Here is a 14,333-nt window from a genome sequence, read left to right as displayed (position 1 = left end):
GCCATTCTGCCTATCTCCTGGTCTTTCCGGCTTCTTCATGCACTTTCGCGCGCTGCCTTCCTGTCTTCTTTCTCTGCTTCTTCTTGCCTTTCCCCACCTTTCCCAGGCTGCACCACGCAACTGCCTCGTCGTCGGCATCAGCGACGGCGACACGCTCACCGCGCGCTGCGGGCGCATCGGCGCCTATGAGCGCGTGAAGGTGCGCATCGCGGCCATCGACGCGCCCGAGAAGGCCCAGCCCTACGGCCAGCGCAGCAGGCAGGCGCTCAGCGGCATCTGCTTCGGCGAACAGGCGCTCATCACCGAGGTCGACACCGACCGCTACGGCCGCACCGTGGCCGACGTGAGCTGCAATGGCGAGGACGCCGGCAGCCGAATGGTGTCCGAAGGGTGGGCCTGGGTGTACGACTACAACCACCTCGCCACCAGGCGCGGCGGAGGCCTGTTCAAGCTGCAGGAGCGCGCGCAGGCTCGCCGCGCCGGCCTATGGGCCGATCCGCAGCCGACGCCGCCGTGGGAGTGGCGCAAGCACCAGCGCGAGGAACAACAGGCGCAGCCGCACTGGGGCGGCGGCCGGTGGGGAGGGCTCTTCTGAGCCTGTGAGTTCCGGCTCCGGCGGGGCGGGGCGCTCTCAGGGCGAATCGACGGTCGTGGCCCCGCTCGAATCTCGATTCACCCTAGCAACTGCCCCAGCAGCGCAGCCCGGGCACGATGAGGCCCGCTGCGAAGCTGATCGCGCAGAAAACCAGCAGGATCAGCGCCGCCATCTTCAGCCCCTCGGCGCTCCATCGCGGCGCGAAGCTGCTGAAGAGGAAGCCCGAGGCGAAGGTTCCTTCGAGCCGCTCGGCGCCGCCCCAGCGCAGCACCCAGAGGCACAGCAGCGCCTCGGCGGCATGCGCGGCGAGCCAGATGAACAGCGAGAGCATCGCGGCTCGTTCTCAGGACTCGCTCTTGCCCTGCACGTCGGCCACCACGCGCGCATTGCGCTGGAAGCTCCAGTAGGCGCTCGCCCAATCCATCATCACCACGATGCGGTTGCGGAAGCCGATCAGGAAGTAGGCGTGCGCGAACAGCCAGAAAAGCCACGCGAGCCGGCCGCTGAAGCGCAGCGGGCCGAAGGGCGTGCCCAGGTCGACCACGGCCGAGTTGCGGCCGATGGTGGCGAGGTTGCCGTAATCGGCGTAGCGGAACGGCACCGTCGGCCGGCCCGCGATGCGGCGCAGGATGTTGGCGGCGGCCGCGCGCCCCGCCTGCTTGGCGCCGGGTGACACGCCGGGCACGGGCTTGGGCGGCTTGCCGGGGGCGTAGCTCATGGCGGCGGCGAGGTCGCCGACCACGCTGATCTCGGGGTGCCCCGCGATGCTCAGGTCGGGCTCGACCTTGATGCGGCCCGCGCGGTCGCATTCGACGCCGGTGGCTGCGCCCAGCATCCGCCCCAGCGGCGAGGCCGCCACGCCCGCGGCCCACACCACGCAGCTGCTATCGATACGGTAGCTCTGGACCGGTGCACCGTCAGCACCGCCGCCGGTCTGCACTTCGAGCCCGGCGTTGTCGATGGCGGTGACCCGGGCGTTCAGGCGCACCTCGACGCCGAGCTTCTGCAACTGCTCCAGCGCCTTGACGCTCAGCGACTCGGGCATGGCCTGCAGCACGCGCGGCCCGCCTTCGATCAACAGCACCTGGGCGCTGGCCGGATCGATGTGGCGGAACTCGCCCGACAGCGTGTGCTTGGCGATCTCGGCCAGCGTGCCGGCCATCTCGACGCCGGTGGGCCCGGCGCCGATCACCACGAAGGTGAGCAATGCACGGCGGCGTTCCAGGTCGGCGGTGATCTCGGCGGTTTCGAACGACAGCAGCACGCGGCGGCGGATCTCGAAGGCATCGGCCAGCGTCTTCAGCCCGGGTGCGGCGGTGGACCACTCGTCATGCCCGAAGTAGCTGTGTGTGGCGCCGGCGGCGACGATCAGGTGGTCGTAAGGCACGGTGTCGCCGTTGGCCAACTGCACCGATCGCGCAGCAGGGTCGATGCCGCTGACCTCTCCCAGCAGCGTCGTGATGTTCTTCTGCCCGCGGAACAGCCCGCGCACCGGCGCCGCGATGGAAGGCGCTGCGAGCCCTGCGGTCGCCACCTGGTAGAGCAGCGGCTGGAACAGGTGGTGGTTGGTCTTGTCGATCACCGTCACGTCCACGTCGGCGTCCTGCAGCTTGCGCGCCGCTTCGAGGCCGCCGAATCCGCAGCCGACGATGACGACTTTGGGCCTGCCCGAGGGGTTGGTCGTTTGCATGCGTCGGATGATACGCAGCCCTCCTGCACGCACCGGCATCTTGTGCCACAGTGGCAGACTCTCGCGCTCGCCCCAGGGCGGCTTTGCCGAAGTCGCGGCGGCAGGCCTGCGGCGCCTTGTCCTACGTGCCGTCGCGATCCGGATGGGCTACAAATTGCGGCTACCCGACTGGAGATTCCATGACGCTTTCCCGGCCGACCATTCCGGCGGCGGGCGCACTGCGCGACAGATTCCGCGAAGTGCGCGCAACCAGCCTGGCGCTTGCCACCCCGCTGTCCGCCGAAGACCAGTGCATCCAGTCGATGCCCGATGCCAGCCCCACCAAGTGGCATCTCGCGCACACCACATGGTTCTTCGAGAGCGTGCTGCTGCAGCCGCACGCGGGCGGCTACCGGCCCCTCGATCCGCGCTTCCACTACCTCTTCAACTCGTACTACGAGGCGCTCGGCCCGCGCCATCCTCGCCCGCAGCGCGGCCTGCTCACGCGGCCGTCTCTGGACGAGGTGCATGAATACCGGCGCCACGTCGACGAGGCCGTGCTGGCGCTGCTGGAGGAGGGCGGATTCGACTGGAGCGTGATCGAGCCCATCGTCACGCTCGGCCTGAACCACGAGCAGCAGCATCAGGAGCTGCTGCTCACCGACATCCTGCACGCGTTCTCCTGCAATCCCATGCTGCCGGCCTACAAGCCCGCCGGCGGCCCTGCGCTGCGGCTGGCCGCGGTGCCCCCCGCCATGCGCTGGATCGAACAGCCCGGCGGCATGGTCGAGGTGGGGCATGACGGCAACGGCTTCTCCTTCGACAACGAGACACCGCGCCATCGGGCGCTGCTGCAGCCCTACGCGATTGCCGACCGGCTCGTGAACTGCGGCGACTACGCCCAGTTCATCGCCGACGGCGGCTACCAGCGGCCCGAGCTGTGGCTGTCCGACGGCTGGGCCGCGGTGCAGGCCAACGGCTGGCGGCACCCCGCCTACTGGCTGGCGCAGGACGATCCGCGGCTGCGCTTTGCCGGCCCCGCTGCCCAGGCGGGCGCGGGCTGGCACGTGTTCGGCCTGCACGGCGTGCGGCCGATCGAGGCCGATGCACCCGTGTCGCAGTTGAGCTTCTACGAGGCCGCGGCGTACGCCGAATGGGCCGGCGCGCGGCTGCCGACCGAGTTCGAGTGGGAAGCCGCGCACGATGCGCCCGGCATCTCGCAGATGACCGGGCATGTCTGGCAATGGACGCGGTCGTCGTACGACCCGTACCCTGGCTTCAGGCCGCTGCCGGGCATCGCCGCCGAATACAACGGCAAGTTCATGGTGGGGCAACTGGTGCTGCGCGGCAGCAGCGTCGCCACGCCGGCCGGGCATGCGCGGCCCAGCTATCGCAACTTCTTCCCGCCGGCGGCGCGCTGGCAGTTCTCGGGGCTGCGGCTCGCGAAAGACCTCTGATCATGCGCAATCCAAGTTCCTCTTCGTCGCTGTCCTTCGTGCCCGCAAAGGACGGCCGGAAGCCGCACGTTTCTTCGCAGGCTGCCGCTGCGGTCGCAACCCCGCTGTCGGAGTTCGGCCGCGAGATGCAGGCCGGGCTCGCGCGCTCGCCGCGCAGCATCTCGCCCAAGTTCTTCTACGACGCCGCAGGCTCGCAGCTCTTCGACCGCATCTGCGAGCTTCCCGAGTACTACCCGACGCGCACCGAACTGCGCATCCTCGGCGAATGCGCCGCGGAGATCGCGGGGCAGATCGGGCCGAACGCGGAGATCGTCGAGTTCGGCGCCGGGTCGCTGACCAAGGTGCGGCTGCTGCTCGATGCGCTGGAGACGCCGAAGCGCTACCTGCCCATCGACATCTCGGGCGAGCACCTGGAGGCGGCGGCCGAGCGGCTGAAGGCGGACTATCCCGATCTGGCGATCCAGCCCATCGCGGCCGACTACACCATGCCGCTGGTGCTGCCGGCGCCCATGGCCGGTTCCGGCCGCCGCGTCGGGTTCTTCCCGGGCTCGACCATCGGCAACTTCGAGCCGGACGAGGCACTGGCCTTCTTGCAGCTTGCCGCGCGGATGTTGCGCGGTGGCGGGCTGCTGATCGGGGTCGATCTCGTGAAGGATCCTGCTCGGCTGCATGCTGCATACAACGATGCGCAGGGGGTGACGGCGGAGTTCAACCTCAACCTGCTGCGGCGGGCGAATGCGGAGCTCGATGCCGGCTTCGATCTCGACGGGTTCTCGCATGCGGCGTTCTACAACGCCCCGCATCGGCGGATCGAGATGCATCTTGTGAGTCGGCGGGCGCAGAGTGTTTGCTTGGATGGGCAGGAGTTTGCGTTCGAGGAAGGGGAGACCATTCATACGGAGTACTCGCACAAGTTCACTGTCGAGGGGCTTCGGGCGTTGGCTGTGAGGGCGGGGTTTCGGGCTGGGGCGGTTTGGACTGATCCTGAGAGGCTTTTCAGCGTGCATTGGTTGGCTGCCTAGTTTGATGTTGTGGGGTGTTTGTTTTCCGGGGCCGGGACTCGCCCCGGCGGGCGACCTACTTTCTTTTGCTTCGCCAAAAGAAAGTAGGCAAAGAAAAGGCGACCCCGCTGTCTGCGACCCTTCGCTTCGCTACGGGCAACCTGCGGTGCTCGCGTTTCGCGGGGTCTCGCCCAAACTCGCTTCGCTCAGACAAGGGCGAGCCCTGATCCGCGAAACGCTGCGCTCCTCGGCGCAGCCAGAGGGGAGGGGAGACGGTCGGGCCATCGCGCTGCTCGGCCTCCAAGGCACTGCAGGCGCTGCGCGCCTGCAGTGCTTGGAATGAATTGAGAGGTCGCCGCGGGTCTTTTCGAGGGGCGCTCGCTGGCGGTACCCAGCGGTGCCGGGAACCCAGAGTCGTCTCGTGCACCGCGACTGCATCAGCATCTCACCCAAGACAACGAGCCAGAACACAGGCTCGAAATCAATCCGCGGCCCAAATCCCTGGCCGAGCAAAGCGAAGGCCAGTCCAGGCTGCTCAAGAAGCCGAGCGAAGCGATGGCACGGGGCGCTCCCTTCTGGCTGCGCCGAGGAGCGCAGACGTAGGAGGGACAAGGGCCGCAGCTGTCTGAGCGCAACGCAGTGGAGCGAGTTCTGCGGACCCCCTCCTACGTCGAGCACCGCAGGTTGCCCGTAGCGAAGCGAAGGGACGCAGACAGCAGGGTCGCCTTTCTTTTGCCTACGTTTCTTTGGCGAAGCAAAGAAAAGTAGGTCGGCCGCCGGGCCGAGACCCGGCCTCGGGAAGCAACCGTCCAGCAGCATCCAACAGAGGCAAAGCCAACGCAACGCCCGAGCTAAACCAGCCTCCGAAACCACCCCCTCAAACAGGGTAGCTACACCCCCCAACAAAGCCATCCCCCCACCAGCGGCACAATACCCCTCGAAAAGCGGCACCCGGCCGCCCCCGGAGACCCACCCCCATGAAAGCAACCTGGAACGGCGTAACCATCGCCGAAAGCGACGACACGGTCCTCGTCGAGGGCAACCACTACTTCCCGATGAGCTCGCTCAACCGCGACTTCGTCACCTTCAGCAACCACAAGACCACCTGCCCCTGGAAGGGCACGGCGAGCTACTACTCACTGCTGGTCAACGGCGAGCTCAGTGCCGACGCTGCCTGGTATTACGCCGATCCGAAGCCCGAAGCCGAAGAGATCCGCGACCGTGTCGCGTTCTGGAAGGACGTGAAGGTCAGCGAGAAGTGACCACGGCTGCATTCACTCCCCCGTTCATTTCGCCTGCCGAGTTGCCCGCCGCGCTGCGCGAGCAGGGCTATGCGGTGCTGAGCCCGCAGGGCGTAAGCGAATGGCTCGGCGTTCCCCTCACGCAGCTCGATGCGCTGCATGCCGACTGGAACGACCTTCCCGCCGACGAGTACCTGAAGGACGGCGGCCGCTACCGCACCCGCCGCCATGCCTGCTTCACCGTCGAGGCCGACGAAGAGGCCACGCTCGCGCAGGTGCCGCATCGGGCGCACTGGCAGCCGGTCGAATACAACGCGCTGCACGGCGGCATGCAGCGATGGTTCGCGCCGATGCTCGAGGCCACCGTCGCGCAGCCTGTGTGGCAGCGGCTGCTGCAGCAGCTCGGAAGGGCCAGCAGCGAGATGCGCGGCGCGGCGCAGCGCTGGTACGTGGAGGCGCATCAGTTCCGCATCGACACCGCGGGCGGCATCGGACGCCCCACGCCCGAGGGCGCGCACCGGGATGGCGTGGATCTGGTGGCTGTCGCGCTCGTGGGGCGGCGCGGCATCAAGGGCGGCGAGACGCGCGTGTTCGAGGCCAACGGGCGTCGCGGCGAGCGCTTCACGATGACCGAGCCGTGGACGCTGCTGCTGCTCGACGACGCGCGCGTGATCCACGAGTCGACGCCGATCCAGCCGCTCGAAGAGGGCGGCGAAGGCTGGCGCGACACGCTGGTGATCACCTGCCGGGCAGAGGGTTTCCAGGGGGATTGAGGCCCTGCAATATCGGGTCTTGCCCTTGCTGGTACGAGTCCTACAGCCCGCGCCGAGCAACAGCGGTTAAATTCGGGGCCCCGGTCCGTCATGGGCCGAGTCTGTCTGCGAACGAAAGCGAGGTCCCGCCATGTTCAATCACATCCTGGTTCCGATCGACGGCTCCGAAACTTCCATGCTCGCCGTCAGCAAGGCCAGCGGCCTCGCGCTGGCCTTCGGTAGCCGCATCACGCTGATCCACGTGATCGACAACTATCCCTTCATCGGCGTGGGCGCGGACTACGCGCTCGGCCAGAACGAATACCTCGCGGCGGCCACTGCCAGTGCCAATGCCGCACTCGCGCGCGGCGTGGCGGCGCTCGCGGCCGAGGGCCTGCACAGCGACCAGCGCGTGATCGACGGCCACGTGGTGCACGAAGGCATCGTCGACACGGCCATCGCCATCGCGGCCGACCTGATCGTGATGGGCTCCCACGGCCGCAGCGGCATCGAGAAACTGCTGCTGGGCAGCGTGACGCAGCGCGTGCTGCAGGACGCGAACATGCCTGTGCTGGTCGTCAAGGGCGGCTGAGCGGCAACGGCAACGACACAACAACGGAAACCGCGGCGTCTGTAGCGGCATCGAGGATCGATCGGGCGATCGGCCGGGCAGGACGTCAGGCGAATCCGGAGGGCCGCTCGAAGCGGAGCTCCTGCCCCGTCACGGGATGCACGAACCCCAGCTCGCTGGCATGCAGCATCAGGCGCGGCGCGCGTGACTGCAGTGCAGCATCGCCATACAGCGCATCGCCCAGGATCGGATGGCCGATCGACAGCAGGTGCACCCGCAGCTGATGTGAGCGGCCCGTCAGGGGCTCCAGCAGCACGTGCGTGGAGGCAGGCTCTCCGGCCAGCACCGAAATGGTCTTCCACCGGGTGAGGCTGGGCTTGCCCTCCGGGTCGATCTTCTGCAGGGGGCGGCGCGGCCAGTCGGCCATCAGGGGCGCGTCGATCACCGACCAGTCCTCCCGCAGCGGCATTTGGCCGTCGACGACGGCTTCATAGCGCTTGTGCACCCTGCGTTCGGCGAATCCGGCGCTCAGCGCGCGCTGCATCTCAATGCCCCGCGCCATCACCACCAGCCCGCTGGTGGCCATGTCGAGGCGGTGCACGATGAGTGCGTCGGGCCACTGCCGCATGGCGCGCGCGCTCAGGCAGTCCTGCTTGTCCTCGCCGCGGCCGGGCACGCAGAGCAGGCCGGCGGGCTTGTCGAGCACCAGCAGGTACGGGTCTTCGTAGACGGGTTGCAGCAGCGGCGGGGCGGTCATGGATGCGACCGAGTGTAGACAGGGGCCCGGGCGAGGCTTGCCCGGGCTCACGCCCTGCTCATGCGGGCTCGGCTATCCTCGGGCGGATGTCCGGCCCCGCCCCCGCTTCCGTCTCCTCCTCTTCCTCTCCCGACGTCCAGGCGGCTTCTCCCCCGAGCTTCTCCGACCTGACGCGCGAACGCCCCTTCATGCAGATGTGGACGGCGCGCCTCTTCGGCACGGCCGCCTCGCAGATGCTGCTGGTGGCCATCGGCTGGCACATGTACGAGCTCACCGGCAGCGCGTGGGACCTGGGGCTGGTCGGCCTCTACCAGTTCGTGCCCGCGCTGGTGCTGGCGCTGCTGGCCGGCCACATCGTCGACCGCCACCATCGCGGGCGCATCGTGGCGGCCTGTTTCGCGGTGCAGGGGCTGGTGGCGCTGGTGCTGCTGCTGGCTGTGCTGGAGAAGCACGACACGCGCGGCCTGCTGCTGGGGCTGTCGCTGGTGCTGGGCGCGGTGCGTGCCTTCCAGATGCCGGCGCAGCAGGCGCTGACGCCGCTGCTGGTGCCGCCGACCATGCTGTCGCGCGCGATGGCCTTCAGCTCGGCGGGCATGCAGGGGGCAATCATCGGCGGGCCGGCCCTCGGTGGCCTGCTGTTCGTGGCGGGCATGGCGGTGGTGTACGGCGCCAGCGTGGTGTTCTTCGCCGTCGCCTGCGCGCTGGTGCTGCGGCTTCGCTACGCCTACACGCCGGCCGCGCGCGAGCCGGTGACCCTGGCGACGGTGTTCGCGGGCGTCGATTTCATCTGGAAGCGCAAGCCGGTGCTCGGCGCCGTGTCGCTCGACCTGTTCGCGGTGCTGCTGGGCGGCGCGGTGGCGCTTCTGCCGATCTACGCCAAGGACATCCTGCACACCGGCCCCTGGGGCCTGGGCCTGCTGCGCAGCGCGCCTGCGGTGGGTGCGCTGGTGATGTCCATCGCGCTCACGCGGCGGCCGGTGGAGCGCCACGTGGGGCGCACGCTGCTGCTGGCGATCGCGGTGTTCGGGCTGTGCATGGTGGTGTTCGGCATCTCGAAGAGCTTCGTCGTCTCGCTGATCGCGCTGGCGGTCTCGGGCGGCGCCGACATGGTCAACGTGGTGATCCGCCAGACGCTGGTGCAGCTCGAAACGCCTGACGCCATGCGCGGGCGGGTGAGCGCGGTGAACTCGATCTTCATCGGCGCGAGCAACCAGCTCGGCGAGTTCGAGTCGGGCGCCACGGCTGCGCTGCTGGGGCCGGTCGGTTCGGTGGTGGTGGGCGGCGTGGGCACGATGCTGGTCGCGCTGACCTGGTTCAAGCTGTTCCCGTCGCTCGCGCAGCGCGACCGGCTGGTGGTGGCGGCGCCTTCGGTCAGGCCGCCGGCCTGAGCCGGCCAGGGCTGCTCAGTCGGCGAAGAGGGCGCGTGCGCCGGGTACCTCGAGCGTGACGTCGCCCAGCGCCTGCGCCACGCAGGGCAGGATCCAGCCCTCGGCCTTTTCCTCGGCGCTCAGGCCGGGCCATTCGATGATGTGGCGGGTTTCGCCCGCACGCCGCAGGCAGATGCAGGTGCGGCAGGTGCCGTTGCGGCACGAGCTCGGCAGTTCGATGCCGGCGGCCTCGGCGGCCTTCAGCAGGGTGGTTTCGGCGTCGGTCTCGAAGTCGAGGCCCGAAGGCTCGATCCGGACCTTCATGGCTGTCGCTGCGGTTGCTGATGCTGCTGCTCGCGGCGTTGCTCGCGCAGCATGAAGAGATAAAGGCTTTCGACCTTCTCGCGCGCCCACGGCGTCTTGCGAAGGAACTTGAGGCTGGAGCCCACGCTCGGGTCGAGCGTGAAGCAGCGGATGGGAACGAGCTCGCTCAGCCTCGGCCACCCGTAGTGGCCCGCCAGCGCCGTGACGATGGCCTCCAGCGTGACCCCGTGCAGCGGGTTGCGCGGCTGGGGTCTGGGGGCGGCGGGCGCCGGCGCTTCGCTCATCACTTGTTCTTGAGCTTGCCGCGGGGGATGACCTCGGTGGTGACGGTGCGTACCGGTTCGAAGCCGCCGGTGTTCACCGGCTTGGGCGGCGAGGAGTCCTTCTTCGGTTTCTTCGCTTCCTTGTTGCTGCGTTGCTGACCCTTGGCCATGTCGATTTCTCCGGTTGTTGCGGCAATGCGGCGTGCAGTTTAGCGGTGCGGCGACAATACGCGGTTCCATTCGATTTCCCGCATTCATGTCAGATTACGAAGTTCGCCCCGCGACCCTGCGCGACGCCAAGGCCGTCGCAGAAATCCACGCACTCTCCGTCAAGGCCGCCTACGAGGGCATCCTGCCCGAGGATGAACTGCGCGCCCTGGCTCCTGCCACGCGCGAAGCCAAGTGGCGCGAGGCCATCGAGTACGGCGAACCCCAGGTGCACGTGGTGGTGCAGGGCAGCGAGATCGTCGGCTTCGTTGGCTTCGACCGCTCGCGCGACCCCAAGACCCCGCCGACCACCGGCGAGATCTGGGCCATCTACGTCAAGCCCGAGCACTGGGGCAAGGGCGCCGGCGTGGCCCTGTGGGACGCTGCCCGCGAAGGCCTGGAGGACGAGGGCTGCACCACGGTCACCATCTGGGTGCCGATCCGCAACGATCGCGCCATGCGCTTCCACGAGCTCGCAGGCTTCAAGCGCGAGATGAAGACCGCCAAGACCACCGCCATCGGCACCGTGCGCATCGAGGAAATCCGCCTCAAGCGCAGCGTGGCCTGATCGGGCGAGGCCATCATGGACGCCGCCGGCAGCAGTTCTTCTTCCCTCGGCCACGCCGCGCGCGTGCGTTCGCACCAGCGCCGCACCGCCGCCGTGCAGTGGATACGCCGCACCCATGGCTGGTTCGGCCTCTGGGGCGCGGTGCTGGGGCTGCTGTTCGGCTTCAGCGGCATCTGGCTCAACCACCGCAACGTGCTGAAGCTGCCGCAGGCCCAGGAACGCACCCGCGCCCAGCTTGCGCTGCCCGACCCGGTGCCGCAGACGCCCGAGGCCATGAGCCGATGGCTGCAGGAGGCGCTGCGCATGAGCGGCCCGCCGAACTCCAGCCGCATCGAGCCCGCCAAGCCTGTGGCCTGGGCCGACAAGAGCGACAAGGGTGCGCCCGCGCTCACCCAGCCGGCGCACTGGATCTTCAACTTCGGCGGGCCCGACGAGATCGTGCAAGCCGAGTACTGGCAGGGCAACCGCTCGGTGGGCGTGACCACCACGCGCAACGGCTTCGTCGCCACGCTCACCAACATGCACAAGGGCGGCGGCATGCCGCTGGCGTGGATCCTCCTGGTCGACACGCTGGCCGGAAGCCTGATCTTCCTGTCGATCTCGGGCGTGGTGCTGTGGATGCTCACGCACCGGCGCCGCCGCGTCGGCCTCGCGCTGTTCGGCGCCTCGCTGGCGGCCGTGCTGGCCATTGCGCTGAGCGCGCTCTGAGGGGCTGCGGCGCCTTTTCTCCGCGGCGCCTGCGTACGGGTATTGCCGGGGCGCGACACGGCTGCGGATAAGCTCGCCGCTTCCCTTACAGCCCCAATCTGCCCATGGCCTCCAGCCTGCTCCTGCTGCTCGACGACATCGCCACCGTTCTCGACGACGTATCGGTCCTCACCAAGGTGGCCGCCAAGAAGACGGCCGGCGTCCTCGGCGACGACCTCGCGCTCAACGCGCAGCAGGTCACCGGCGTCAAGGCCGACCGCGAGATTCCGGTGGTTTGGGCCGTGTGCAAGGGCTCCTTCGTCAACAAGGCCATCCTCGTGCCTGCCGCGCTGGCCATCGGCACCTGGCTGCCCTGGCTGGTGACGCCGCTGCTGATGATCGGCGGTGCATTCCTCTGCTTCGAAGGCGCCGAGAAGCTGGCGCACAAGTTCCTGCACAAGGACGAACACGACACCGACACGCAGCGCCACGAGAAGGCCATGGCCGAAGCCTCGGTCGACGTGGTCGCGATGGAAAAGGACAAGATCAAGGGCGCGGTGCGCACCGACTTCATCCTCTCGGCCGAGATCATCGCCATCACGCTGGGCACCGTGCAGGGCCAGCCCTTCACCACGCAACTGACCGTGCTGGTGGGCATCGCGCTGATCATGACCATCGGTGTCTACGGCCTGGTGGCCGGCATCGTGAAGCTCGACGACGCGGGCCTCTACCTGAGCCAGCGCGCGAGCGCGGGCGCGCAGGCCCTGGGCCGCGGCATCCTGGCTGCGGCGCCGTGGCTCATGAAGGCGCTGTCGGTAGCCGGCACGGCCGCGATGTTCCTCGTGGGCGGCGGCATCCTCGTGCACGGCGTGCCGGCACTGGGCCACGCGGTCGAAGACTGGGCCAAGGCCACGGGCGGCGTGTTCGGCACGCTGGGTTCGATGGGCGTGAACGCCGGCGTGGGCCTCGTGGCCGGCGCGATCGTGCTGGCGGTCGTGGAACTGGTCGGCAAGATGCGCGGCAAGAAGCACTGAGGCGCCGCCGCTTCGATGGACGAAACCCGCCACGAGGCGGGTTTTCTTTTTACTGGCGCTTCCTGCCGAGCTTCAACAGCTCGACCACGATCAGCACCACCCCCAGCACCAGCGCGAACCAGCCCACCAGATAGGCCCCCGCCACCATCTCGAACCAGCGCGTGCCCTGCAGGAAGCGCGGCCCCAGCAGGACGGCGGCGCCGATCACGAGGCAGAGGATGCCGCGCTCGAGGGTGCGGAGTTGTCGAGATGGTCGTGTCATGGGAGCGGAAGTGTACCGACGACGTGTCAGTAGTAGCTCACGTTCAGGCTGACTCCCGAATAGGCGGCATATCCGTAGATGGCGATGTAGAAATCGCCAGGCGGCGGGTTGTTGATATTTGCCACTTCGTTACTGCCATTCACATACGGGCGAATGTCCCAAGCTGTCGCACTGGGCAGTCCCCCGAAGCGGATGTACATGTCCCCATCTCCTCCGGAAGGCCCGGCCATGCTGACATTCATTTGTGTCGCGCCGGGGGGGACGGTGATCTTGAAGTATTTCCAGCTTCCTGTCGTGCCGGTGACGCCTTGGGTTGGTTGGCCGTTACTGAGCGTCGTGATTGCCGGTTGAGTGTCGATCTTGTATGAACGGACTTTCACATCGAAACCGGACACAGGGTCGTAGGCATTCCAGGCAACCGTGAAATTGCCGACGAGGTCGCTCGCGATGTTGGCATAGCGCCCCGCGACGCCCGGCAGATCGACTTGGAATTCGTTGCCGATCGGCGTTCCATCGCTGGCGAATTGCTGCGCTACGACGAGGGGCCATGTGCCTGGTGTCGGGTTGTCGATATTCCAGACGGCGAAGAAACTGCCATCTTCCATCATGCTCACGTTCAGCAGTGAAAAGACCGAAGACGCGACTTTCGTAATGCGGATGGGAGTTCCTAAGGCGGCCCCCGCCGAGTTGTATCGTTGAACGTACGCGTTCTGTAGATTGTTAATCTCGTACGAATTCCACGCGATCAAGAAGTTGCCGTTCGGGTTCATTGCAAGCGAGGCGCCGTCCTGCGTGGAAGGGGCTGTGACTACCGGTGTTGCACTGATGAGAGGTGCGCCTGCATTGTTGAAGCGCTGCATCCAAATGTCGCCTGCAGTCGCGGGGTTGTCGATCGTCCATGCGACGGTAATGTTTCCCGACGCATCGGAAGCAATGCTATTTGCAACCACTACAGCCGTAGATGGGGGAGTGACCTGTACCTCGCCGCCCAGTGGCGCACCAGAGATATTGAATCTTCTCAAAGCGAGCCAACGGCTGTTGCCGGAAGAGACAGAGTAGAAAGCGGAGAGATTTCCATCGAAGTCGACGCTGATGCATCCGCCTTCAGAGCCTGGATTCGGACGGAAGGTATTTGCCCGGGGATTTCCGTTTCGGTCATAGAGTGTGATTTCCGCAAGACTGCCAATGACAGCGAAGTTTCCAACGCGATCTGTCGCGATGCAATTTCCTCGTGGCACGGGAAACTTGACGGGGGAAAGTGCGCCCGAGGAACTGATCCGCTGAACATAGGCCGTATTCGTGGGCGAGTCGCGCCACATCACAAGCTTCTCCCCATTCCTGCCCGCGGCCAGAGAGAACTGGCCCGAGAGTTCCTGCGTTCCAGCCGTGCTGGTATTAACCGCGATTGGATTGCCGAGAGGCCCTGCGGGAGCGGAAGCCGCGATTCCAAGAAACAAAGCGCTGCTCAGCGCTTTCAAAAAGCGCGTATACGAAGCTAACAACATGAATTCCCTCTTCCTATCTTTCGATTTTTTAGTCTTCGATCAACGGCTCGAAGAAAAGCCGATTCATTCGTGT

18 protein-coding genes are annotated in these 14,333 nt (G+C 67.3%); 10 read left to right on the top strand and 8 right to left on the bottom strand.

All coding sequences use genetic code 11. The features are described from left to right. The first annotated feature begins 37 nt into the window (after positions 1-37). Positions 38-595 carry a thermonuclease family protein gene (locus tag FHY06_RS12455; RefSeq protein ID WP_019654931.1) on the top strand — a complete coding sequence of 186 codons (558 nt, stop codon included), beginning with the start codon at positions 38-40 and terminating at the stop codon, positions 593-595. A gap of 82 nt (positions 596-677) precedes the next feature. Here FHY06_RS12455 and FHY06_RS12450 read toward each other — a convergent pair whose 3' ends face one another. Further along, complete coding sequence (locus FHY06_RS12450; protein WP_126185557.1) at positions 678-926, bottom strand: hypothetical protein; 249 nt, start codon at positions 924-926, stop codon at positions 678-680. 12 nt (positions 927-938) lie between these two features. Further along, entirely contained in the window at positions 939-2,285 is a 1,347-nt protein-coding gene (locus FHY06_RS12445; RefSeq protein WP_184605338.1) for an NAD(P)/FAD-dependent oxidoreductase, read from the bottom strand. A gap of 179 nt (positions 2,286-2,464) precedes the next feature. On the opposite strand from FHY06_RS12445, the gene egtB reads away from it, so the two are divergent. The 5 genes from egtB (at position 2,465) to FHY06_RS12420 (ending at position 7,307) form a co-directional block, all read left to right on the top strand. Beyond that, on the top strand, positions 2,465-3,721 hold the full coding sequence (gene egtB, locus FHY06_RS12440) for an ergothioneine biosynthesis protein EgtB (protein ID WP_184605337.1): 1,257 nt from the start codon (positions 2,465-2,467) through the stop codon (positions 3,719-3,721). Between the two features lie 2 nt (positions 3,722-3,723). Then, positions 3,724-4,743: an L-histidine N(alpha)-methyltransferase gene (gene egtD / locus FHY06_RS12435; RefSeq protein WP_184605336.1), complete on the top strand. Its 1,020-nt coding sequence runs from the start codon at positions 3,724-3,726 to the stop codon at positions 4,741-4,743. Between the two features lie 956 nt (positions 4,744-5,699). Continuing rightward, positions 5,700-5,984 carry a DUF427 domain-containing protein gene (locus FHY06_RS12430; RefSeq protein ID WP_019654936.1) on the top strand — a complete coding sequence of 95 codons (285 nt, stop codon included), beginning with the start codon at positions 5,700-5,702 and terminating at the stop codon, positions 5,982-5,984. Beyond that, on the top strand, positions 5,981-6,736 hold the full coding sequence (locus FHY06_RS12425) for a 2OG-Fe dioxygenase family protein (RefSeq protein ID WP_184605335.1): 756 nt from the start codon (positions 5,981-5,983) through the stop codon (positions 6,734-6,736). The genes FHY06_RS12430 and FHY06_RS12425 overlap by 4 nt, the downstream gene beginning before the upstream one ends. A gap of 130 nt (positions 6,737-6,866) precedes the next feature. Further along, positions 6,867-7,307 (top strand): universal stress protein, encoded by a 441-nt coding sequence (locus tag FHY06_RS12420; RefSeq protein WP_007833935.1) that lies wholly within the window; start codon positions 6,867-6,869, stop codon positions 7,305-7,307. A gap of 85 nt (positions 7,308-7,392) precedes the next feature. On the opposite strand, the gene FHY06_RS12415 is transcribed toward FHY06_RS12420, so the two are convergent. Further along, the gene (locus FHY06_RS12415) at positions 7,393-8,043 is read right to left on the bottom strand and encodes an RluA family pseudouridine synthase (RefSeq protein ID WP_184605334.1); all 651 of its coding nucleotides are present in this window, start codon (positions 8,041-8,043) and stop codon (positions 7,393-7,395) included. An 86-nt stretch (positions 8,044-8,129) separates the two neighbouring features. Here FHY06_RS12415 and FHY06_RS12410 point away from each other — a divergent pair, with 86 nt between their 5' ends. Next, on the top strand, positions 8,130-9,431 hold the full coding sequence (locus FHY06_RS12410) for an MFS transporter (protein ID WP_207902275.1): 1,302 nt from the start codon (positions 8,130-8,132) through the stop codon (positions 9,429-9,431). A gap of 15 nt (positions 9,432-9,446) precedes the next feature. Here the strand turns inward: FHY06_RS12410 and FHY06_RS12405 are convergent, their stop codons facing one another. The 3 genes from FHY06_RS12405 to FHY06_RS12395 are packed head-to-tail and all read right to left on the bottom strand — an operon-like array spanning position 9,447 to position 10,167. Further along, on the bottom strand, positions 9,447-9,734 hold the full coding sequence (locus FHY06_RS12405) for a 2Fe-2S iron-sulfur cluster-binding protein (RefSeq protein ID WP_126186027.1): 288 nt from the start codon (positions 9,732-9,734) through the stop codon (positions 9,447-9,449). Continuing rightward, the gene (locus tag FHY06_RS12400; RefSeq protein WP_184605333.1) at positions 9,731-10,018 is read right to left on the bottom strand and encodes a VF530 family protein; all 288 of its coding nucleotides are present in this window, start codon (positions 10,016-10,018) and stop codon (positions 9,731-9,733) included. The genes FHY06_RS12405 and FHY06_RS12400 overlap by 4 nt, the downstream gene beginning before the upstream one ends. After that, positions 10,018-10,167, bottom strand: a complete 150-nt coding sequence (locus FHY06_RS12395) for a hypothetical protein (RefSeq protein ID WP_019654943.1) — start codon at positions 10,165-10,167, stop codon at positions 10,018-10,020. The genes FHY06_RS12400 and FHY06_RS12395 overlap by 1 nt, the downstream gene beginning before the upstream one ends. A gap of 86 nt (positions 10,168-10,253) precedes the next feature. On the opposite strand from FHY06_RS12395, the gene FHY06_RS12390 reads away from it, so the two are divergent. From FHY06_RS12390 to FHY06_RS12380, 3 genes are all read left to right on the top strand, one after another. Then, a complete protein-coding gene (locus FHY06_RS12390) occupies positions 10,254-10,772 on the top strand; it encodes a GNAT family N-acetyltransferase (RefSeq protein WP_019654944.1) in 519 nt (172 codons plus the stop codon). A gap of 15 nt (positions 10,773-10,787) precedes the next feature. After that, the gene (locus FHY06_RS12385; RefSeq protein ID WP_184605332.1) at positions 10,788-11,480 is read left to right on the top strand and encodes a PepSY-associated TM helix domain-containing protein; all 693 of its coding nucleotides are present in this window, start codon (positions 10,788-10,790) and stop codon (positions 11,478-11,480) included. Positions 11,481-11,584: 104 nt separating this feature from the next. Next, on the top strand, positions 11,585-12,493 hold the full coding sequence (locus tag FHY06_RS12380) for a DUF808 domain-containing protein (protein ID WP_019654946.1): 909 nt from the start codon (positions 11,585-11,587) through the stop codon (positions 12,491-12,493). 49 nt (positions 12,494-12,542) lie between these two features. Here FHY06_RS12380 and FHY06_RS12375 read toward each other — a convergent pair whose 3' ends face one another. Continuing rightward, the gene (locus FHY06_RS12375) at positions 12,543-12,755 is read right to left on the bottom strand and encodes a hypothetical protein (RefSeq protein WP_145760660.1); all 213 of its coding nucleotides are present in this window, start codon (positions 12,753-12,755) and stop codon (positions 12,543-12,545) included. Between the two features lie 26 nt (positions 12,756-12,781). Continuing rightward, entirely contained in the window at positions 12,782-14,260 is a 1,479-nt protein-coding gene (locus tag FHY06_RS12370) for a PPC domain-containing protein (RefSeq protein WP_145760659.1), read from the bottom strand. Positions 14,261-14,333: the final 73 nt, after the last annotated feature.

The sequence above is a fragment of the Variovorax atrisoli genome, assembly GCF_014195185.1.
GTDB classification, from domain to species: domain Bacteria; phylum Pseudomonadota; class Gammaproteobacteria; order Burkholderiales; family Burkholderiaceae_C; genus Variovorax; species Variovorax atrisoli.
Note: the sequence above shows the minus strand (reverse complement) of the source record. Positions and strands in the feature narration are given on the sequence as shown.